General features: G+C 54.7%; 16 protein-coding genes. 1 reads left to right on the top strand and 15 read right to left on the bottom strand.

Annotated elements, in window-relative coordinates; all coding sequences use genetic code 11:
• Positions 1-30: 30 nt before the first annotated feature.
• From rnhB to rpsB, 15 genes are all read right to left on the bottom strand, one after another.
• Positions 31-657 (bottom strand): ribonuclease HII, encoded by a 627-nt coding sequence (rnhB, locus tag OXR04_RS07970; protein WP_046101263.1) that lies wholly within the window; start codon positions 655-657, stop codon positions 31-33.
• Entirely contained in the window at positions 650-1,798 is a 1,149-nt protein-coding gene (lpxB, locus tag OXR04_RS07975) for a lipid-A-disaccharide synthase (RefSeq protein WP_267369836.1), read from the bottom strand. Before lpxB ends, rnhB begins: the two co-directional genes overlap by 8 nt.
• Positions 1,799-1,801: 3 nt before the next feature.
• Complete coding sequence (gene lpxA / locus OXR04_RS07980) at positions 1,802-2,590, bottom strand: acyl-ACP--UDP-N-acetylglucosamine O-acyltransferase (RefSeq protein WP_267369835.1); 789 nt, start codon at positions 2,588-2,590, stop codon at positions 1,802-1,804.
• 3 nt (positions 2,591-2,593) lie between these two features.
• Positions 2,594-3,049 (bottom strand): 3-hydroxyacyl-ACP dehydratase FabZ, encoded by a 456-nt coding sequence (gene fabZ, locus OXR04_RS07985; protein WP_009091980.1) that lies wholly within the window; start codon positions 3,047-3,049, stop codon positions 2,594-2,596.
• A gap of 152 nt (positions 3,050-3,201) precedes the next feature.
• Complete coding sequence (gene lpxD, locus OXR04_RS07990) at positions 3,202-4,227, bottom strand: UDP-3-O-(3-hydroxymyristoyl)glucosamine N-acyltransferase (protein ID WP_058958057.1); 1,026 nt, start codon at positions 4,225-4,227, stop codon at positions 3,202-3,204.
• Between the two features lie 3 nt (positions 4,228-4,230).
• Positions 4,231-4,728, bottom strand: coding sequence for a molecular chaperone Skp (gene skp / locus OXR04_RS07995; RefSeq protein ID WP_003852644.1), 498 nt, complete (start codon positions 4,726-4,728; stop codon positions 4,231-4,233).
• Positions 4,729-4,835: 107 nt separating this feature from the next.
• Positions 4,836-7,247 carry an outer membrane protein assembly factor BamA gene (gene bamA / locus OXR04_RS08000; RefSeq protein ID WP_009091984.1) on the bottom strand — a complete coding sequence of 804 codons (2,412 nt, stop codon included), beginning with the start codon at positions 7,245-7,247 and terminating at the stop codon, positions 4,836-4,838.
• Between the two features lie 51 nt (positions 7,248-7,298).
• The gene (gene rseP, locus OXR04_RS08005) at positions 7,299-8,648 is read right to left on the bottom strand and encodes a sigma E protease regulator RseP (protein WP_267369832.1); all 1,350 of its coding nucleotides are present in this window, start codon (positions 8,646-8,648) and stop codon (positions 7,299-7,301) included.
• A gap of 12 nt (positions 8,649-8,660) precedes the next feature.
• The gene (cdsA, locus tag OXR04_RS08010; RefSeq protein ID WP_009091988.1) at positions 8,661-9,518 is read right to left on the bottom strand and encodes a phosphatidate cytidylyltransferase; all 858 of its coding nucleotides are present in this window, start codon (positions 9,516-9,518) and stop codon (positions 8,661-8,663) included.
• 18 nt (positions 9,519-9,536) lie between these two features.
• A complete protein-coding gene (ispU, locus tag OXR04_RS08015; RefSeq protein WP_009091989.1) occupies positions 9,537-10,289 on the bottom strand; it encodes a (2E,6E)-farnesyl-diphosphate-specific ditrans,polycis-undecaprenyl-diphosphate synthase in 753 nt (250 codons plus the stop codon).
• A gap of 181 nt (positions 10,290-10,470) precedes the next feature.
• Complete coding sequence (ispC, locus tag OXR04_RS08020; RefSeq protein WP_046101259.1) at positions 10,471-11,667, bottom strand: 1-deoxy-D-xylulose-5-phosphate reductoisomerase; 1,197 nt, start codon at positions 11,665-11,667, stop codon at positions 10,471-10,473.
• 111 nt (positions 11,668-11,778) lie between these two features.
• Positions 11,779-12,336, bottom strand: a complete 558-nt coding sequence (gene frr / locus OXR04_RS08025; protein ID WP_009091992.1) for a ribosome recycling factor — start codon at positions 12,334-12,336, stop codon at positions 11,779-11,781.
• Positions 12,337-12,479: 143 nt separating this feature from the next.
• Entirely contained in the window at positions 12,480-13,205 is a 726-nt protein-coding gene (gene pyrH, locus OXR04_RS08030; RefSeq protein WP_009091994.1) for a UMP kinase, read from the bottom strand.
• A 157-nt stretch (positions 13,206-13,362) separates the two neighbouring features.
• Positions 13,363-14,214, bottom strand: a complete 852-nt coding sequence (gene tsf / locus OXR04_RS08035; protein WP_009091996.1) for a translation elongation factor Ts — start codon at positions 14,212-14,214, stop codon at positions 13,363-13,365.
• A 181-nt stretch (positions 14,215-14,395) separates the two neighbouring features.
• Positions 14,396-15,121, bottom strand: coding sequence for a 30S ribosomal protein S2 (gene rpsB / locus OXR04_RS08040; protein WP_009091997.1), 726 nt, complete (start codon positions 15,119-15,121; stop codon positions 14,396-14,398).
• Positions 15,122-15,438: 317 nt separating this feature from the next.
• Between rpsB and map the strand changes: the two genes are divergently transcribed.
• Positions 15,439-16,233, top strand: a complete 795-nt coding sequence (gene map / locus OXR04_RS08045; RefSeq protein ID WP_009091999.1) for a type I methionyl aminopeptidase — start codon at positions 15,439-15,441, stop codon at positions 16,231-16,233.
• The last annotated feature ends 50 nt before the right edge of the window (positions 16,234-16,283 follow it).

Here is a 16,283-nt window from a genome sequence, read left to right on the forward strand (position 1 = left end):
TCAGTTTCCGGTTAAAACAGCGTCAGGCTATTAAAGCGTATGGGGCTGGCTGGCGGCCAGTACGTCCGCATCGATCAGCGCGTTGCGGACAGGAGCAAAACTGCGACGATGGTGCGGGGTCGCGCCATATTGCGTCAGTTTTTCCATGTGCAGCGCCGTCGGATAGCCTTTGTGCTGTGCAAAGCCATATTGCGGGAACAGCAGATCGAGTTCAGCCATTTCACGGTCGCGGGAGACCTTGGCAATGATAGAAGCGGCGCTGATCTCAGCGACCAGACTGTCCCCTTTGACTACCGCCTGCGACGGCATCGGCAGCGCCGGGCAGCGATTACCGTCGATCAGCACATAGTCAGGCTGAATGCAGAGGCCAGCAACCGCACGCTGCATCGCCAGCATAGTCGCATGCAGGATATTCAGCTGGTCAATCTCTTCCGGTTCTGCCCGGCCCAGGCTCCACGCCAGCGCCTTCTCTTTGATTTCGTCAAACAGGGCCAGCCGGCGTTTTTCCGACAGCTTCTTCGAGTCCGCCAGCCCGGTAATCGGGTTGGCCGGATCGAGGATCACCGCCGCCGTAACGACCGCGCCAACCAGCGGGCCGCGCCCGACTTCGTCCACACCGGCAATCAGCGTGGCGGCAGGATAGATAAAATCAGGCATTCACCAGCTCCAGGACCGCATCCGCCGCCTGTTCATCGGCGTTCCAGCGGATCTGTTGATGTAATTCATTGAACGTCTGCAGCAGGGTTTCGCGCTCAGGCCCGGCATGCAGCAGCGGATCTAACGCCGCGGCCAGGGCTTCAGGCTGACACTCATCCTGCAGTAACTCTTTCACCAGTTCCCGCCCTGCCAGCAGGTTGGGAAGCGAAACATAGGGGGTCTTCACCAGCCGTTTTGCCAGCCAGAAGGTCGCCGGTTTCATACGATACCCCACCACCATCGGGCATTTTGCCAGCATGCACTCCAGCGCAGCAGTGCCCGATGCCAGAAGTGCGGCATCACTCGCGATCATCGCCTCGCGTCCCTGACCATCCAGCAGGTGCACAGGAAGGTCGGGAGCCGTTTCGGCTTTTATCTTCTCAAACTGTTCGCGCCGGCGGGCGTTTACCAGCGGAACGACGATTTCCAGCGCCGGATAGTGACGGCGCAGTAACCGGGCCGTTTTGAGAAAATCGGCGCTGAGCATGTCAACTTCTGCGCCACGACTGCCGGGCAGCAGGGCCAGACAGAGCGCATCATCGGCAATCCCCAGGTGACGACGCGCAGCCTGTTTGTCAGGGTGCAGCGGCATCGCATCCGCCATGGTGTGACCGATAAAACGGCAGGGAACATTGAAGCGATCGTAGAACGCTTTTTCAAACGGCAGGAAGGCCAGCACCAGATTGGTGTTACGACCAATCTTGAAGACGCGCTTCTGACGCCAGGCCCAGACAGAGGGACTGACGTAGTGAATGGTACGGATACCGGCGCGTTTCAGGTTACCTTCCAGCGTAATATTGAAGTCAGGCGCATCGATCCCGACAAACACATCGGGCTGGAGTTCGGTAAAGCGCCGGGTGAGATCGCGGCGGATCGTCAGCAGACGGCGCAGACGTCCCAGCACCTCCACAATGCCCATGACCGCCAGCTCTTCCATCTCATACCAGGCTTCACACCCTTCCGCCTGCATCAGCGGACCGGCTACGCCGAAAAAACGCGCTTCGGGATGGCGCGCTTTCAGGGCTCGAATCAGACCTGCACCAAGAATATCGCCGGAGGTTTCTCCGGCGACCAGGGCAATTGTTAGAGGACGCGCTGACATGAATTAACGAATTAATCCACGGGTTGAACGGGCAAAGAAATCGTAGAAAGGCTGCACTTCGCTATGCTGCTGCGCAAGCGCTTCAATCTCCGGCTTCACTTCCTCCAGCGTTCTGCCGCTGCGATAGAGCAACTTGTAGGCGTTGCGGATCGCGTGCAACGACTCTTTGCTGAACCCTCGGCGCTTGAGGCCTTCAATGTTGATCCCGAACGGCGTGGCATGGTTGCCCTGCGCAATAACGTAAGGCGGCACATCCTGCGCCACGCCGGAACAGCCACCCACCATCACGTGCGCACCAATAGTGCACCACTGATGCACCGCTGTCATGCCGCCAATAATGGCGAAATCATCGACCGTGACGTGACCACCCAAGGTCGCGTTGTTGGCGAAGATACAGCGGTTGCCGATGACGCAGTCATGCGCAATATGAACGTTGACCATCAGCAGATTATCGCTGCCCACCGTGGTGACATGGCCACCCTGAGTGGTGCCGCGATGAATCGTCACGCTTTCACGGATGCGGTTGCGATCGCCGATTTCAACCCGTGTTGGCTCACCGGCATATTTCAGATCCTGGTTCACTTCGCCGATAGAGGCGAACTGATAGATCTGGTTATCTTTACCGATACGCGTGTGGCCGTTCACCACAACGTGTGACTTCAGTACCGTTCCTTCACCGATCTCCACATTCGCGCCAATAAAGCAAAACGGGCCAATGTGAACGCTGGCGCCGATAACCGCGCCCTCTTCGATGACAGAACTGGGATGGATAGTGGCGGTTGGATCAATCACGAATTATGCCTCCCGGCTGCGGGCACACATCATGGTCGCTTCACAAACGATTTTACCGTCGACAGTCGCCACGCCTTTGAAGCGGGTCAGACCACGGCGGGTTTTCTCGAAAGTGACTTCCATGATCATCTGGTCGCCTGGTACCACAGGGCGCTTGAAGCGGGCGTTGTCGATACCGGCAAAATAATAGAGTTCACCTGGCTCCAGTTTACCTACGCTTTTAAACGCCAGAATACCGGTGGCCTGCGCCATCGCTTCCAGGATAAGAACGCCAGGAAAAATCGGTTTACCAGGGAAATGCCCCTGGAAAAACGGTTCGTTAACAGAAACGTTCTTCACTGCACGCAGGTATTTGTGCTCTTCAAATTCCAGCACGCGGTCTACCAGCAGAAACGGATAGCGGTGCGGCAGCAGCTCTAAAATCTCTTCAATTTTCAGAGTATGAGTTTCAGTAGTCAAAATACTCTTCCTGTCCTAAAAATCTGATGACATCAATAACACGGCCTGCACAGATCAAAATGATCTTCCGCAGGCCGCAAATAGGTTCTGTGGCGCCGGGCTTCCCTGCTTAACATTTTTATTATGAAAGCCGGTCAGTTTTGGGATGGCGGTCAGTCGTCTTTGCCGACCTTGCGCTCGATGGCTTTTAAGCGTTTGCTCATGTCATCGATGTTCATCACCAGCGCTGCAGTTTTGCGCCAGGTTTTGTTGGGTTGCAGCGGAATGCCTGAGGAATAGACGCCAGGCTCTGTGATAGGACGCATGACCATGCCCATACCGGTCACGGTGACTTTGTCACAGATTTCCATATGGCCGTTAATGACGCTGGCACCGCCAATCATACAGTAACGTCCAATTTTCAAACTACCCGCCATGATCACACCGCCTGCAACCGCAGTATTGTCGCCAATAACTACGTTGTGAGCGATCTGGCACTGGTTGTCTATGATAACACCATTGCCTATCAGAGTGTTATCCAGCGCACCGCGATCAATGGTAGTGCAGGCACCAATTTCCACCCGATCGCCGATAATTACCGCGCCTAACTGCGGGATTTTCACCCAGTTACCGCGATCGTTGGCATAGCCGAAGCCATCAGAACCGATGACGGTGCCTGACTGAATCAGACAATCCTGGCCGATTTGAATCTCATGATAAACTGAGACGTTGGCCCAGAGACGGGTGCCACGACCGATGCGGGTTTTTTTGCCCACAAAGCAGCCTGCGCCGATCACCACGTTGTCGCCCAGCTCCACATCCGCTTCGATGACGGCGTTAGCGCCAATCGCGACGTTGTTGCCGAGTCGGGCTGAAGGGTCGATCACCGCGCTGGGCGCGATATTCTGCGCGGGCTGGGGGGTGGTATCGAGTATCTGTGCCATACGCGCATAGGTCAGGTAGGGATTTTTCACCACCAGCGCTGCCGTATTGCACCACTCCAGATCCGCTTCCGTCAGCACCACGGCTGAAGCCTTTATCAGGGCGAGTTGCTCGCGGTAACGGCTGTTTGCAAGAAATGTGATTTGGCCAGTTGTGGCGGATTGCATAGAAGCAATGCCGGAGATGACGATATCGCCATCTCCGTGCAATTCTGCATCCAACTGCTGGGCTAAATCAGCCAGTCGAATAGATGCCATGAATTATTTAACCTGTTTCAGCACGTCAGCAGTAATGTCTTTTGCGTTTGATGCATAAGCCACCGCGTTCGCATCGATCACGACATCGTAACCATCGCTGTCAGCGACTTTCTTCACGGCGTCCTGAATGCGGCTCAGCAGCTTGTTACGCTCTTCCATCTGACGACGGCGGTTATCCTGCTCAAAGGCCTGGGCTTTTGAAGAGAAAGCTTCACGCTGAGACATAACATCTTTTTCCATGCGGCTGCGTTCGCTGGCCTTCATGGTAGAGCCGTCACGCTGTAAACGCTGCATTTTAGTTTGCAGATCGCGTTCCTGGCTCTGCAGCTCAGTTGCACGGCCTTTGAACTCATTTTCCAGCTGTTTAGCAACAGTCGCACGTTGCGGTAACTGTTGGAAAATGCTGGACACGTTTACCACTGCAATTTTGTCAGCAGCCTGAACACCAGCGGAAACCGCTAAAGCAAGACCCAGACCTGCGGCACACAACAACTTTTTCACTATAAACTCCTTACCATCAACGTTTGTGTCAGCGACACAGTGTTTGCCCCGGAACAGCCTGCGCTGTCCGGCAGCAAGACTTCAGCTATGCATCCATGCTCAGAACATTACCAGGTTTTACCAATGTTAAACTGGAACTGCTCTGACTTGTCTCCATCCACTTTCTTTATCGGCTGGGCGTAAGAGAACACCAGCGGGCCGAGCGGTGACATCCACTGCAGCGCAACACCGCTTGAAACGCGGATATTGTTAGGATCGCTGTAGTCCGGAATGCCCGCCGCACGAGTTTCGGCCGTGTTTTCCCAGTGGGTATCCCATGCGGTACCGGTATCGACAAACACCGAGGTACGTACCGAGTTGGCATACTTCTCGCTCAGGAACGGCGTTGGCGTGATCAGCTCCAGGCTGGCAATCGCCATGGCGTTTCCGCCGACCGCATCGTCAGACTTACAGATGCCATCCGGATCGGCCAGGCGGCAATTCGACGAGTTGTTATTGTAGTAGGCAGCCTTCGGACCAATGGTATTGGACTGGAAGCCACGAACGGTACTGGAACCACCGGCGTAGAAGTTCTCATAGAACGGCATCTCTTTGCCGCCGAGACCATCGCCGTAACCCACACGGCCACGACCCAGCAGCACCCAGGTGTGATCCTGGTTAATCGGCACATACTGCTGGGTGTCCAGCGTGGCCTTGTAGAAGCTGTTGTCTGAGCCAGGAATCGTCACCTTACCGTTCAGGTTGGTGCGGTTACCCGCCGTCGGGAAGAAGCCACGGTCCAGCGTGTTGTAGGTCCAGCCGTAGTTGAAGGTGAAGTCATCAGCAGAGAATTCGCCTTTATCATCCAGCTGCTGCGGCTTGCCGACTGAATCCAGATAACGCCACATCGCCACCTGCGGCTGCATGTTGGAGAGGTCGTTGTGGACATAGCCCAGACCGACACGCAGGGTGTTGTTTTCGTTAACCGGGAAGCCCAGCGTGCCATCCAGACCATAACTCTTGTTGGTATAGTCAGAGAGGTCGGCATTGTCCGCTTTAAAGTCGTTATAGAACAGACGACCACCCAGACTCACCCCATCCACGGTGAAGTAAGGGTCAGTCAGCGAGAACTCGGCATAGGTCTGGTAGTCATTTTTGGTGCCGCTGATGCCGACGGTATTACCGGTGCCCAGCCAGTTATCCTGCGTGACCCCGACCTGGAAGCTTACGCCACTCTCAGTGCCGTAACCGACGCCGAAGTTGAAGGTCCCGGTGTTGCGCTCTTTAACCTTATAGACCACATCAACCTGATCCGGTGAACCTGGCACGCGCTGGGTATCCACATCGACGTTTTCAAAGTAACCGGTGCGGTTCAGACGCTCTTTGCCCTGCTCGACCAGGTCGCTGCCCAGCCAGGCCCCTTCCATCTGACGCATTTCACGACGCAGCACCGCATCTTTTGAGGTGTCGTTACCTTCAAAGCGAACGTGACGCACGTAGTAGCGGTTACCGGCATCCACGTTGATGTGCAGTTTGACGGTCTTGTCAGCATCGTTGATTTCAGGCTGTGTCACGACGCGCGGATAGGCGTAGCCGTAGCGGCCCAGCAGTTTCTTGATGTCATCTTCCATCTTCGTGACTTTGGCGCCGTTATAGAGCTCGCCTGCCGGAATTTTGGTCAGATGTTCAATCTCTGCTGAGTGGCCTGCCATGCTGCCATTCACGATCACGCCTGCGATTTTGTACTGATCGCCTTCAGTGATGTTGACCGTGATGTAGATGCCTTTTTTATCCGGCGTCAGGCTGACCTGGGTCGAATCGATATTAAAGCGGGCATAGCCGCGATCCAGATAGAAGCTGCGCAGGGTTTCGAGGTCACCGGCCAGTTTCTGTTTCTGGTATTTACGGTCGCCGACCACGTTCCACCATGGCACTTCATCGCGCAGCTGGAAGCGGGAGATCAGTTCATCAGAACTGAACGCCTTGTTACCGACGATGTTGATCTGCTGAATTTTGGCAGAGACACCCTCCGTAAAGACCAGCTTCAGATCGACACGGTTACGCGGCAGAGGCGTGACCACCGCTTTCACGTTGGCCGTATATTTACCGACGCTGTAGTAGAAATCCTCCAGGCCCTTTTCGATAGAAGAGAGCGTGGTGCGGTCAAGCGCTTCGCCGACACGCACACCGGAGGCTTCCAGATTCTGTTTCAGCTGATCCTCTTTCACCGCTTTGTTACCGGTGAAGGTAATGCTGGCAATGGTAGGACGTTCTTTGACCTGGACAATCAGCGTTGTACCGTCTCGCAGGACCTGAACATCCTCAAAGTTGCCAGTCGCGAACAGTGAGCGAATGGTGTTTCTGACATCATCGTCATTCACCGTATCGCCAACCCGAACTGGCATGCTCAGCAGAGCCGCGCCGACGGCGACTCGCTGCAGCCCTTCGAAATGAATATCCTTCACCACGAAATCGTCTGCACCGTAAACGGTGGCGCTGCTAAACAGCAGCGACGCTATGAGCAACTTTTTCATCGCCATCGTTATTATGCGTTTTCCTAACACATCCCCTGAATGTTCGCGTTCCAGCGGTTACAAACGGGAGAAATCATTGAAAAGTGCAAGCCCCATTAACAGCACCAGCAAAATCGAACCGATGCGATAACTAAAGTCCTGAACTCGCTCGGACACCGGTCCACCTTTGATCTTTTCGATCGCCAGGAAGAGCAGATGCCCACCATCTAAAACCGGCAATGGGAACAGGTTGATGATGCCCAGGTTGACGCTGATCAGCGCCAGGAACATCAGGTAGTAAATCAACCCATACTCTGCTGACAACCCGGCACCCTGCGCAATCGAGATTGGCCCGCTCAGGTTGTTCAGCTTCACATCACCCGTGATTAACTTGCCCAGCATAGAAACGGTAAGCTTCATCAGCTGCCAGGTTTTTACACTGGCCTCACCGATAGCCGCAAACGCGCCATACTGTCTTACCGTTCTGAACTCTTCCGGCAGCGGGACAATGCGCGGGATAACACCCGCAAATCCTTCGCCTTTGCTGCCCGTTCTGGCTTCTGGCGTCATGGTCAGCGTAATTGCATCACCGCCGCGATCCACCTCAAGCGCCATGCTTTTGCCCGGGTTATCCCGGACCTGCGTGACAAAAGTCTGCCACTGCGATAATGGCTGACCATCGACTTTAACGATCCTGTCGCCAGCTTGCAAACCGGCTTCACTGGCTGGCGAGTTCGCCTGCACTTCTGCCAGCGTAGTCTCAATCTGCGGACCACGTGGCCGGATGCCCAGCGCGACAACCGGATCCTGCTTGTCTGGCTCAAACTGCCAGTTACGCAAATCCAGCTGTTTCTCCTGGGTCGCGTCCTCGCCAAATCGTGCCACCGTCAGGGTTGTGCTGCTGTCGCCGATTTTACCCACCAGCGCCATCCGCACAGCATCCCAGTCAGGCGTTTCGATACCGTCAACCGCCTTAAGTTCCATACCGGGTGCAATTTGCGCTTCCGCCGCGACCGAACCGTTTAAAATTTCACCGATTACCGGGCGCACACCCGGCACGCCGTGAATAAACACAACCCAGTAGGCAAAGATGGCAAAGAGGAAGTTAGCGACAGGACCCGCCGCAATGATGGAAGCGCGCTGCCAGACGGCTTTGTTGTTGAAAGCCTGATGACGCAGTTCGGCGGGCACGCTCTCGACACGCTCGTCGAGCATTTTCACGTAGCCGCCAAGGGGAATCAGCGCGATGACAAACTCGGTGCCCTGGCGGTCACGACGCCGCCAGAGTGATTTACCGAAACCGATGGAAAAGCGTTCAACTTTGACGCCGCAGCGACGGGCGACCCAGAAATGGCCAAATTCATGGACGGTAATCAGCACGCCCAGCGCAACGATAAAGGCGACAAAACTCCAGATTATGCTCAACATCTTTGCCTGTCCTTAAAGGGTGCGAAACACCAGCAGCAATAAACAGGCAAACACCGGCACTGCCGCAGTCAGACTATCAATGCGATCCAGAATCCCGCCGTGACCGGGGATCAGATTACCGCTGTCTTTGATGCCCGCTTCGCGTTTGAACATACTTTCGGTGAGATCACCCAGCACCGACGCCAGCGTCGCAATCACCGCGCAAACCACCAGCGTGCCAGCTGACACCGTCAGAGGGGCCAGCGTTGCGAACAGCAGCGCAATCAGCGCGGAAGAGACCAGACCGCCCAGAAAACCTTCCCAGGTTTTACCCGGTGAGACCTTTGGCGCCAGCTTGTGTTTGCCGAACATCTTGCCAAACATGTAGGCCCCTGAATCCGCGCCCCACACCAGCAGCATGACAAACAGCAGCCACCAGGCCCCGGCAAAGTGATCGGTTTCATAGTGATACTGACGCAGCGCCATCATGCCCCAGAAAAAAGGCACCAGGGTTAAGAGACCAAACAGCAGGCGAAGCGGACGTGAATGGCGCCAGAAGGCGGCCGAAGCGGGATAGGAGAGAACCAGCAGCAGCGCAACGACCCACCACACCAGCGACGCCCAGAGCGATGTCGCCACCTGCGGCAGATGCACATCATGCTGATAAGGAGGCAGAGTAAACTGCATCAGGGCCAGTAAGAGGCCACAAAGAACCGCCAGCCAGACGCGCTGCTGACGGGATGCCATCCCTGCCAGCTGACCCCATTCCCAGGCGGCCAGCATACAGATAATGATGGTGGTAATTGCGAAACCCACAGGTGGTAACCAGAACAGTGCAGCTATTACCAGCGGAATTAAAATTAACGCGGTAATCAGACGAGACTTCAGCAAAGGTTACCCCCAGATTGCTCAGGCGCCGCCTGGTGCAGCGCCGCCAAAACGACGCTCCCGCAGAGAGAATGCATTCAGTGCACCTTCAAAAACGTGTTCATCGAAATCCGGCCAGAGCACATCGGTAAAATAGAATTCAGCATAGGCAATCTGCCACAGCAGGAAGTTGCTAATCCGATGCTCTCCCCCGGTCCTTATCACTAAATCCACTGGCGCCAGCTCCTGCATACAGAGCTGCGACGTCAGGCTCTCTTCGGTAATCTGGTCAGGACGCAGTAAGCCCTCCTGAACCTGTTCAGCCAGTTTTTTCACGCCTTCGATAATATCCCAACGGCCGCCATAGTTGGCAGCAATGTTGAGCGTCAGGCCGCTATTATTTGCAGTCAGCGTCTCAGAACGGCGAATACGTTCCTGAATACGCGGGCTGAATCGGCTGGTATCGCCAATGACGCGTAACCGGACGTTGTGTTTGTGCAGGCTCTTCACTTCACTGTCGAGTGCCCAGACAAACAGTTCCATTAACGCGGTGACTTCCTGCGCCGGACGGCTCCAGTTTTCACTGCTGAAGGCGTAAAGCGTCAGGGCTTCGAGATTGTTGCTGACAGCAAAGCTGACGGCACGACGTACCGATTTGACGCCCGCTTTGTGGCCTGAAATGCGCAATTTTCCCTGATTTTTGGCCCAGCGACCGTTGCCATCCATGATGATAGCGACGTGGCGCGGACCGTTTCCCTGCTGGTCATCAGTGTTGTTGTGATTGTTAGACGACATAACGCTTAACCAATTCCTTTCATCAGAAATGCTGTGGTTTCTGAATACATTGCGCCCGATTCAAATCCCGACAGATTCTCAGTGTCGGGCCACACCGAATTCGGTGACAGACCGTGAAACGCGAGCCAGCGACTATACCATTTTCACCTGAAGCGAACAAATGGCCTCATATCGATCGGCGTCACGACGTGAAGCGCGACAACATTTCTGTTGCCCGCGCGCGCGCAGAGCGATCGATTTCAAGGACAGCGTCCACCGAATCCGGTTCCGCACATACCTGTGCCGCCAGCACCGCACTGTTCAGCGCAGCGATGTCGGTAAAGCGGATCTGGTGATTCAGGAAAGCCGCAACGGCAACCTCGTTGGCTGCATTGAGCGTGGTGGTGGCCGCCTGCCCTGCTTCGCAGGCATCAATGGCCAGCTTCAGACAGGGGTAGCGATTAAAGTCAGGTTCAGCAAACGTCAGCGCCGACATGCGGGTGAAATCCAGCGGCGTCACGCCTGCATTGATGCGCGAAGGCCAGGCCATGCTGTGAGCAATGGGCGTACGCATATCCGGTGAACCTAACTGAGCCAGCACGCTGCCATCGCAGTATCGCACCATGGAGTGAATCACCGACTGCGGGTGGAGTATCACTTCCATCTGCGCTGCGCTGGCGTTGAACAACCAACGGGCTTCAATGTACTCAAGACCTTTATTCATCATGGTGGCCGAGTCGACAGAGATTTTTCTCCCCATCGACCAGTTCGGATGAGCACAGGCCTGATCGGGCGACATGGCGCTGAGATCGGCTAAATCTGTGTCACGAAAAGGACCACCTGATCCCGTAAGGATAATCGACTCGATGCCATTATCCCGCAGGTCAGCGTAACCTAACTGATGCTGGATGGTAGCCGGTAAACTCTGAAAAATGGCGTTATGCTCGCTGTCGACCGGTAGTAACTGTGCGTGATGATGACGCACGGCCTCCATAAACAAACGGCCGCAGGTGACAAGGGACTCTTTGTTCGCCAGCAGCACGGTTTTTCCGGCACGGATGGCTGCCAGCGTCGGCAGCAGGCCGGAGGCGCCAACAATCGCCGCCATCACCTGATCCACTTCATCCAGCGCGGCCAGCTCACAGGCTGCCTGAACGCCGGAGAGCACTTCAGTATTGACCCTGATTGCTCTCAGTCGCTCACGCAACGCAGCAGCGGAGGCTTCGTCTGCCATGCAGGCGTAGCGCGGGGTAAAGGCTGCACACTGTTCGGCCATCAGCGCCACGTTATGACCGGCCACCAGTGCTGTAATCTGATAGAGCGCCGGATTGGCGCGAACCACCGCCAGCGTGCTGGTGCCGATTGAGCCGGTTGATCCCAGCAGAGTTAATCGCTTCATGAAGCTATCCGTGTGAAGTCAGCGTGCACAGAGGCACAATGTAAAACGCCGCCAGATGTCGCATTCATACGAATACCTCTCTGTACGGCGTTTTTTCCGGCAGCGATGGGATTAGAAATCCATCAGCTCCGTCTCTTTTTCTGACAGTGCAGCATCCACTTTCTTGATGTAAGCATCCGTCATTTTCTGGATTTCATCCTGCGCACGACGTTCGTCGTCTTCGCTGATCTCTTTATCTTTCAGCAGCGCTTTGATTTTATCGTTGGCATCGCGACGGACGTTACGTACCGACACACGGCCCTGCTCGGCTTCGCCGCGCACGATTTTAATCAGATCTTTACGACGCTCTTCGGTCAGCGCAGGCAGCGGAACACGGATGTCGCTACCGGCTGAACTTGGGTTCAGACCGAGATCGGACTTCATGATCGCTTTTTCAACTGCCGCACTCAGGGTGCGATCAAACACGTTGATTTTCAGCGTGCGTGAGTCTTCCACAGTGACGGAAGCCAGCTGACGCAGTGGCGTCGGCGTGCCGTAATATTCGACGACGATGCCGTCAAGCAGCGAAGGGGAAGCACGACCCGTGCGCACTTTGCTGATGGTGTTTTTGAATGCTTCAACGCATTTTTCCATGCGCGTGTCAGCATCTTTTTTGATGTCGTTAATCACGTTGAAACCCTTGGATTCGGTTTGACCTGGCCAGTTCCGGCCTGGCCGGAAGCGGGATCGATAATCATCGATAATCCTGACTGGTGCGCGATGCGTCATCATCGCGCAGACAGAATATACCTTATTTTATCTCGCCTCGGGTATTAATGCGTAATCAGGGTGCCTTCTTTTTCACCCATCACTACGCGACGCAGCGCGCCTGGCTTATTCATGTTGAAAACACGGATAGGCAGTTTGTGGTCACGCGCCAGGGTAAAGGCCGCAAGATCCATCACTTTCAGCTCCTGATCCAGCACTTCAGTATAGGTCAGTTGCTCATACAGGGTCGCATCCGGGTTTTTTACCGGATCGGCAGAATAGACGCCATCCACTTTGGTCGCTTTCAGGACCACATCCGCTTCGATCTCAATACCGCGCAGGCAGGCCGCAGAATCGGTGGTGAAGAACGGATTGCCGGTACCGGCGGAGAAGATCACCACGCGGTTGTTACGCAGCAGGCTGATCGCCTCTGCCCAGCTGTAGTTATCGCAGACGCCATTCAGTGGAATCGCTGACATCAGGCGGGCATTCACATAGGCGCGGTGCAGCGCATCACGCATCGCCAGGCCGTTCATTACGGTAGCCAGCATACCCATGTGGTCACCCACAACGCGGTTCATCCCGGCCTGCGCCAGGCCCGCTCCGCGGAACAGGTTACCCCCGCCGATCACAACGCCAACCTGGATGCCCAGCTCAACCAGCTCTTTTACCTCTTGTGCCATACGGTCCAGCACACTCGCGTCGATACCAAAACCTTCAGCGCCTTGCAGGGCTTCACCGCTGAGTTTAAGCAGGATACGTTGATAAACAGGTTTTGCGTTGGTCGCCATGGTCAGTTCTTCCTGGAAGATAGGGTGTAAAGGAGAAGTAAATTGTGATCGATCATCCGCTTACCGCAATGAAATTGCTATTGGGATGAAACTGAAAATGTGTCTGTTGCGGTTCACAGACAAAAAAGAACCGCCATCTGGCGGTTCTTTCAGAGCATTAAGACTGCTTGGACATGGCTGCAACTTCTGCAGCGAAGTCAGACTCAACTTTCTCGATGCCTTCGCCCACTTCGAAGCGGATGAAGTTGATGACGTCAGCGCCCTGCTCTTTCAGAGCCTGGCCAACGGTTTTGCTTGGGTCGATAACGAAAGCCTGACCAGTCAGAGAGACTTCGCCGGTGAATTTCTTCATGCGGCCTTCAACCATCTTCTCTGCGATCTCTTTTGGCTTGCCAGACTGCATCGCGATGTCCAGCTGAACCTGGTACTCTTTCTCAACCACGTCAGCAGAAACGTCTTCTGGCTTAACGAATTCAGGCTTGCTTGCCGCAACGTGCATAGCGATCTGTTTGATCAGATCTTCGTTAGCGCCTTTCGCTGAAACCAGTACGCCGATACGTGCGCCGTGCAGGTAGCTGCCCAGCTCTGCGCCTTCCAGGATTGCGACGCGACGGATGTTGATGTTCTCACCGATTTTAGCAACCAGTGCAACGCGCTCTTCTTCGAACTGCGCTTTCAGAACTTCTACATCGGTTACGCGATCGGCTGCAGCCGCGTCCAGAACTTTGTCTGCGAATGCCTGGAAACCGCCATCTTTTGCGACGAAGTCAGTCTGGCAGTTTACTTCCAGAATCACGCCGTAGTCGCCAACGATCTTGGTTTTGATCACGCCATCAGCCGCAACGTTACCTGCTTTTTTCGCTGCTTTGATTGCGCCAGACTTACGCATGTTCTCAATCGCCAGCTCAATGTCGCCGTTCGCTTCGGTCAGCGCTTTTTTGCAGTCCATCATGCCAGCGCCAGTACGCTCGCGCAGTTCTTTTACCAATGCAGCGGTAATGTCAGCCATTCCAGAATCCTCGGTTCGTGCCTGAGTACATGTGCACCAGCAGACACTTATTTGCGGAAAATTTACTCTGTCCCGCCGTCCGACAGGGGGCGTTACAGACTTAGATAAAATAAAGGGGCCAGTACAGGCCCCTTACAGATCACATCTGAATACTAAGGGCTCTTATGCAGAGCAAACCTTATTAAGCGTTTTCTAAAGACGCTTCTTCAGCTTGCTCAGCCAGATCCTGAGAACGGCCTTCGCGAACGGTGGTCGCAACGGCATTCAGGTACAGGCTTACAGCACGGATTGCGTCGTCGTTACCTGGGATAACGAAATCAACGCCATCTGGATCAGAGTTGGTATCAACGATAGCAAATACCGGGATACCCAGGTTGTTTGCTTCTTTGATTGCGATGTGTTCGTGGTCAGCATCAACAACAAACAGCGCGTCTGGCAGACCGCCCATGTCTTTGATACCGCCCAGGCTGTTTTCCAGCTTGGCCAGCTCACGCGCACGCATCAGCGCTTCTTTTTTGGTCAGTTTGTCGAAAGTACCATCCTGAGACTGAGTCTCCAGATCTTTCAGACGCTTGATTGACTGACGCACGGTTTTCCAGTTAGTCAGCATGCCACCTAACCAGCGGTGGTTTACGAAGAACTGGTCGCAGCTCAGTGCAGACTCTTTTACCGCTTCAGCAGCAGCGCGCTTGGTACCTACGATCAGGATCTTACCTTTACGGGAAGCGATCTTGTTCAGTTCAGCCAGAGCTTCGTTGAACATAGGAACGGTTTTTTCCAGGTTGATGATGTGAACCTTGTTACGTGCACCAAAAATGAATGGCTTCATTTTTGGGTTCCAGTAACGGGTCTGGTGACCGAAGTGAACACCAGCCTGGAGCATGTCGCGCATGGAAACAGTTGCCATGATTACCTCTGAAATTTGATTTGGGGTTGGGCCTCCATGTATCCCATACGACCGACCTCTTTCAAGGCACCCCGGCGTATGTGTCGATACATGTGTGTTTTATTACACATAATGAGAGTTATGCGTTTCCTGCTGACCAAAACGGCCATACAGAGAATCGTCGGCGCGCTTTATACCACAAACCGCCGGGGGACGCCAATAAATGATCGCTGACGGAAGCCAGCGCGTTCTCTATTTGGCAGCCCATTTTCTGGCTGCTAACATGACAGCACAGAACTTATTATTGTCGAAAATTTCGACAAATGCGGATTAATTTAATGCCAATTTCAATCAAAACAGCTGAAGAAATCGAAAAAATGCGCGTCGCGGGCCGCCTGGCCGCCGAAGTGCTGGAGATGATCGAACCGCACGTTAAACCGGGTGTGACCACCGGTGAACTGGACCGCATCTGCCACGATCACATTACCCAAAAGCAGCAGGCTGTTTCTGCCTGCCTCGGCTATCACGGCTTTCCAAAGTCGGTCTGCATTTCGGTGAACGAAGTGGTGTGCCACGGTATCCCGAGCGACGATCGCCCGTTAAAGGATGGCGATATCGTCAACATTGACGTCACCGTGATCAAAGATGAGTACCACGGCGATACCTCAAAGATGTTTATTGTCGGCAAACCGACCATTCAGGGCGAGCGCCTCTGCCGCGTGACCCAGGAGAGCCTCTATCTTTCACTGCGTCTGATCAAGCCAGGTATCCGTCTGCGCGAGCTGGGCCGGGCTATCCAGAAGTATGTAGAAGCCAATGACTTCTCCGTGGTGCGCGAATATTGCGGTCACGGCATCGGTAAAGGGTTCCACGAAGAGCCGCAGGTGCTGCATTACGATGCGGATGATAGCGGCGTCGTGCTGCAGGCGGGCATGACCTTTACCGTTGAACCGATGGTCAATGCCGGCGATTACCGCATCCGCACCATGAAAGATGGCTGGACGGTAAAAACCAAAGATCGCAGCTTGTCCGCGCAGTATGAGCATACTATTGTGGTGACGGAAAACGGCTGCGAGATTTTAACCCTGCGCAAAGACGACACGCTGCCTGCTGTGCTCGTCGCAGAGGGGTAATTCCCCGGATAGAGATCAAGCCGGCCATGTGCCGGCTTTTTTTTGGCTAA

The sequence above is a fragment of the Pantoea sp. GM_Pan_3 genome (assembly GCF_026541045.1).
GTDB classification, from domain to species: Bacteria; Pseudomonadota; Gammaproteobacteria; order Enterobacterales; family Enterobacteriaceae; genus Pantoea; species Pantoea anthophila.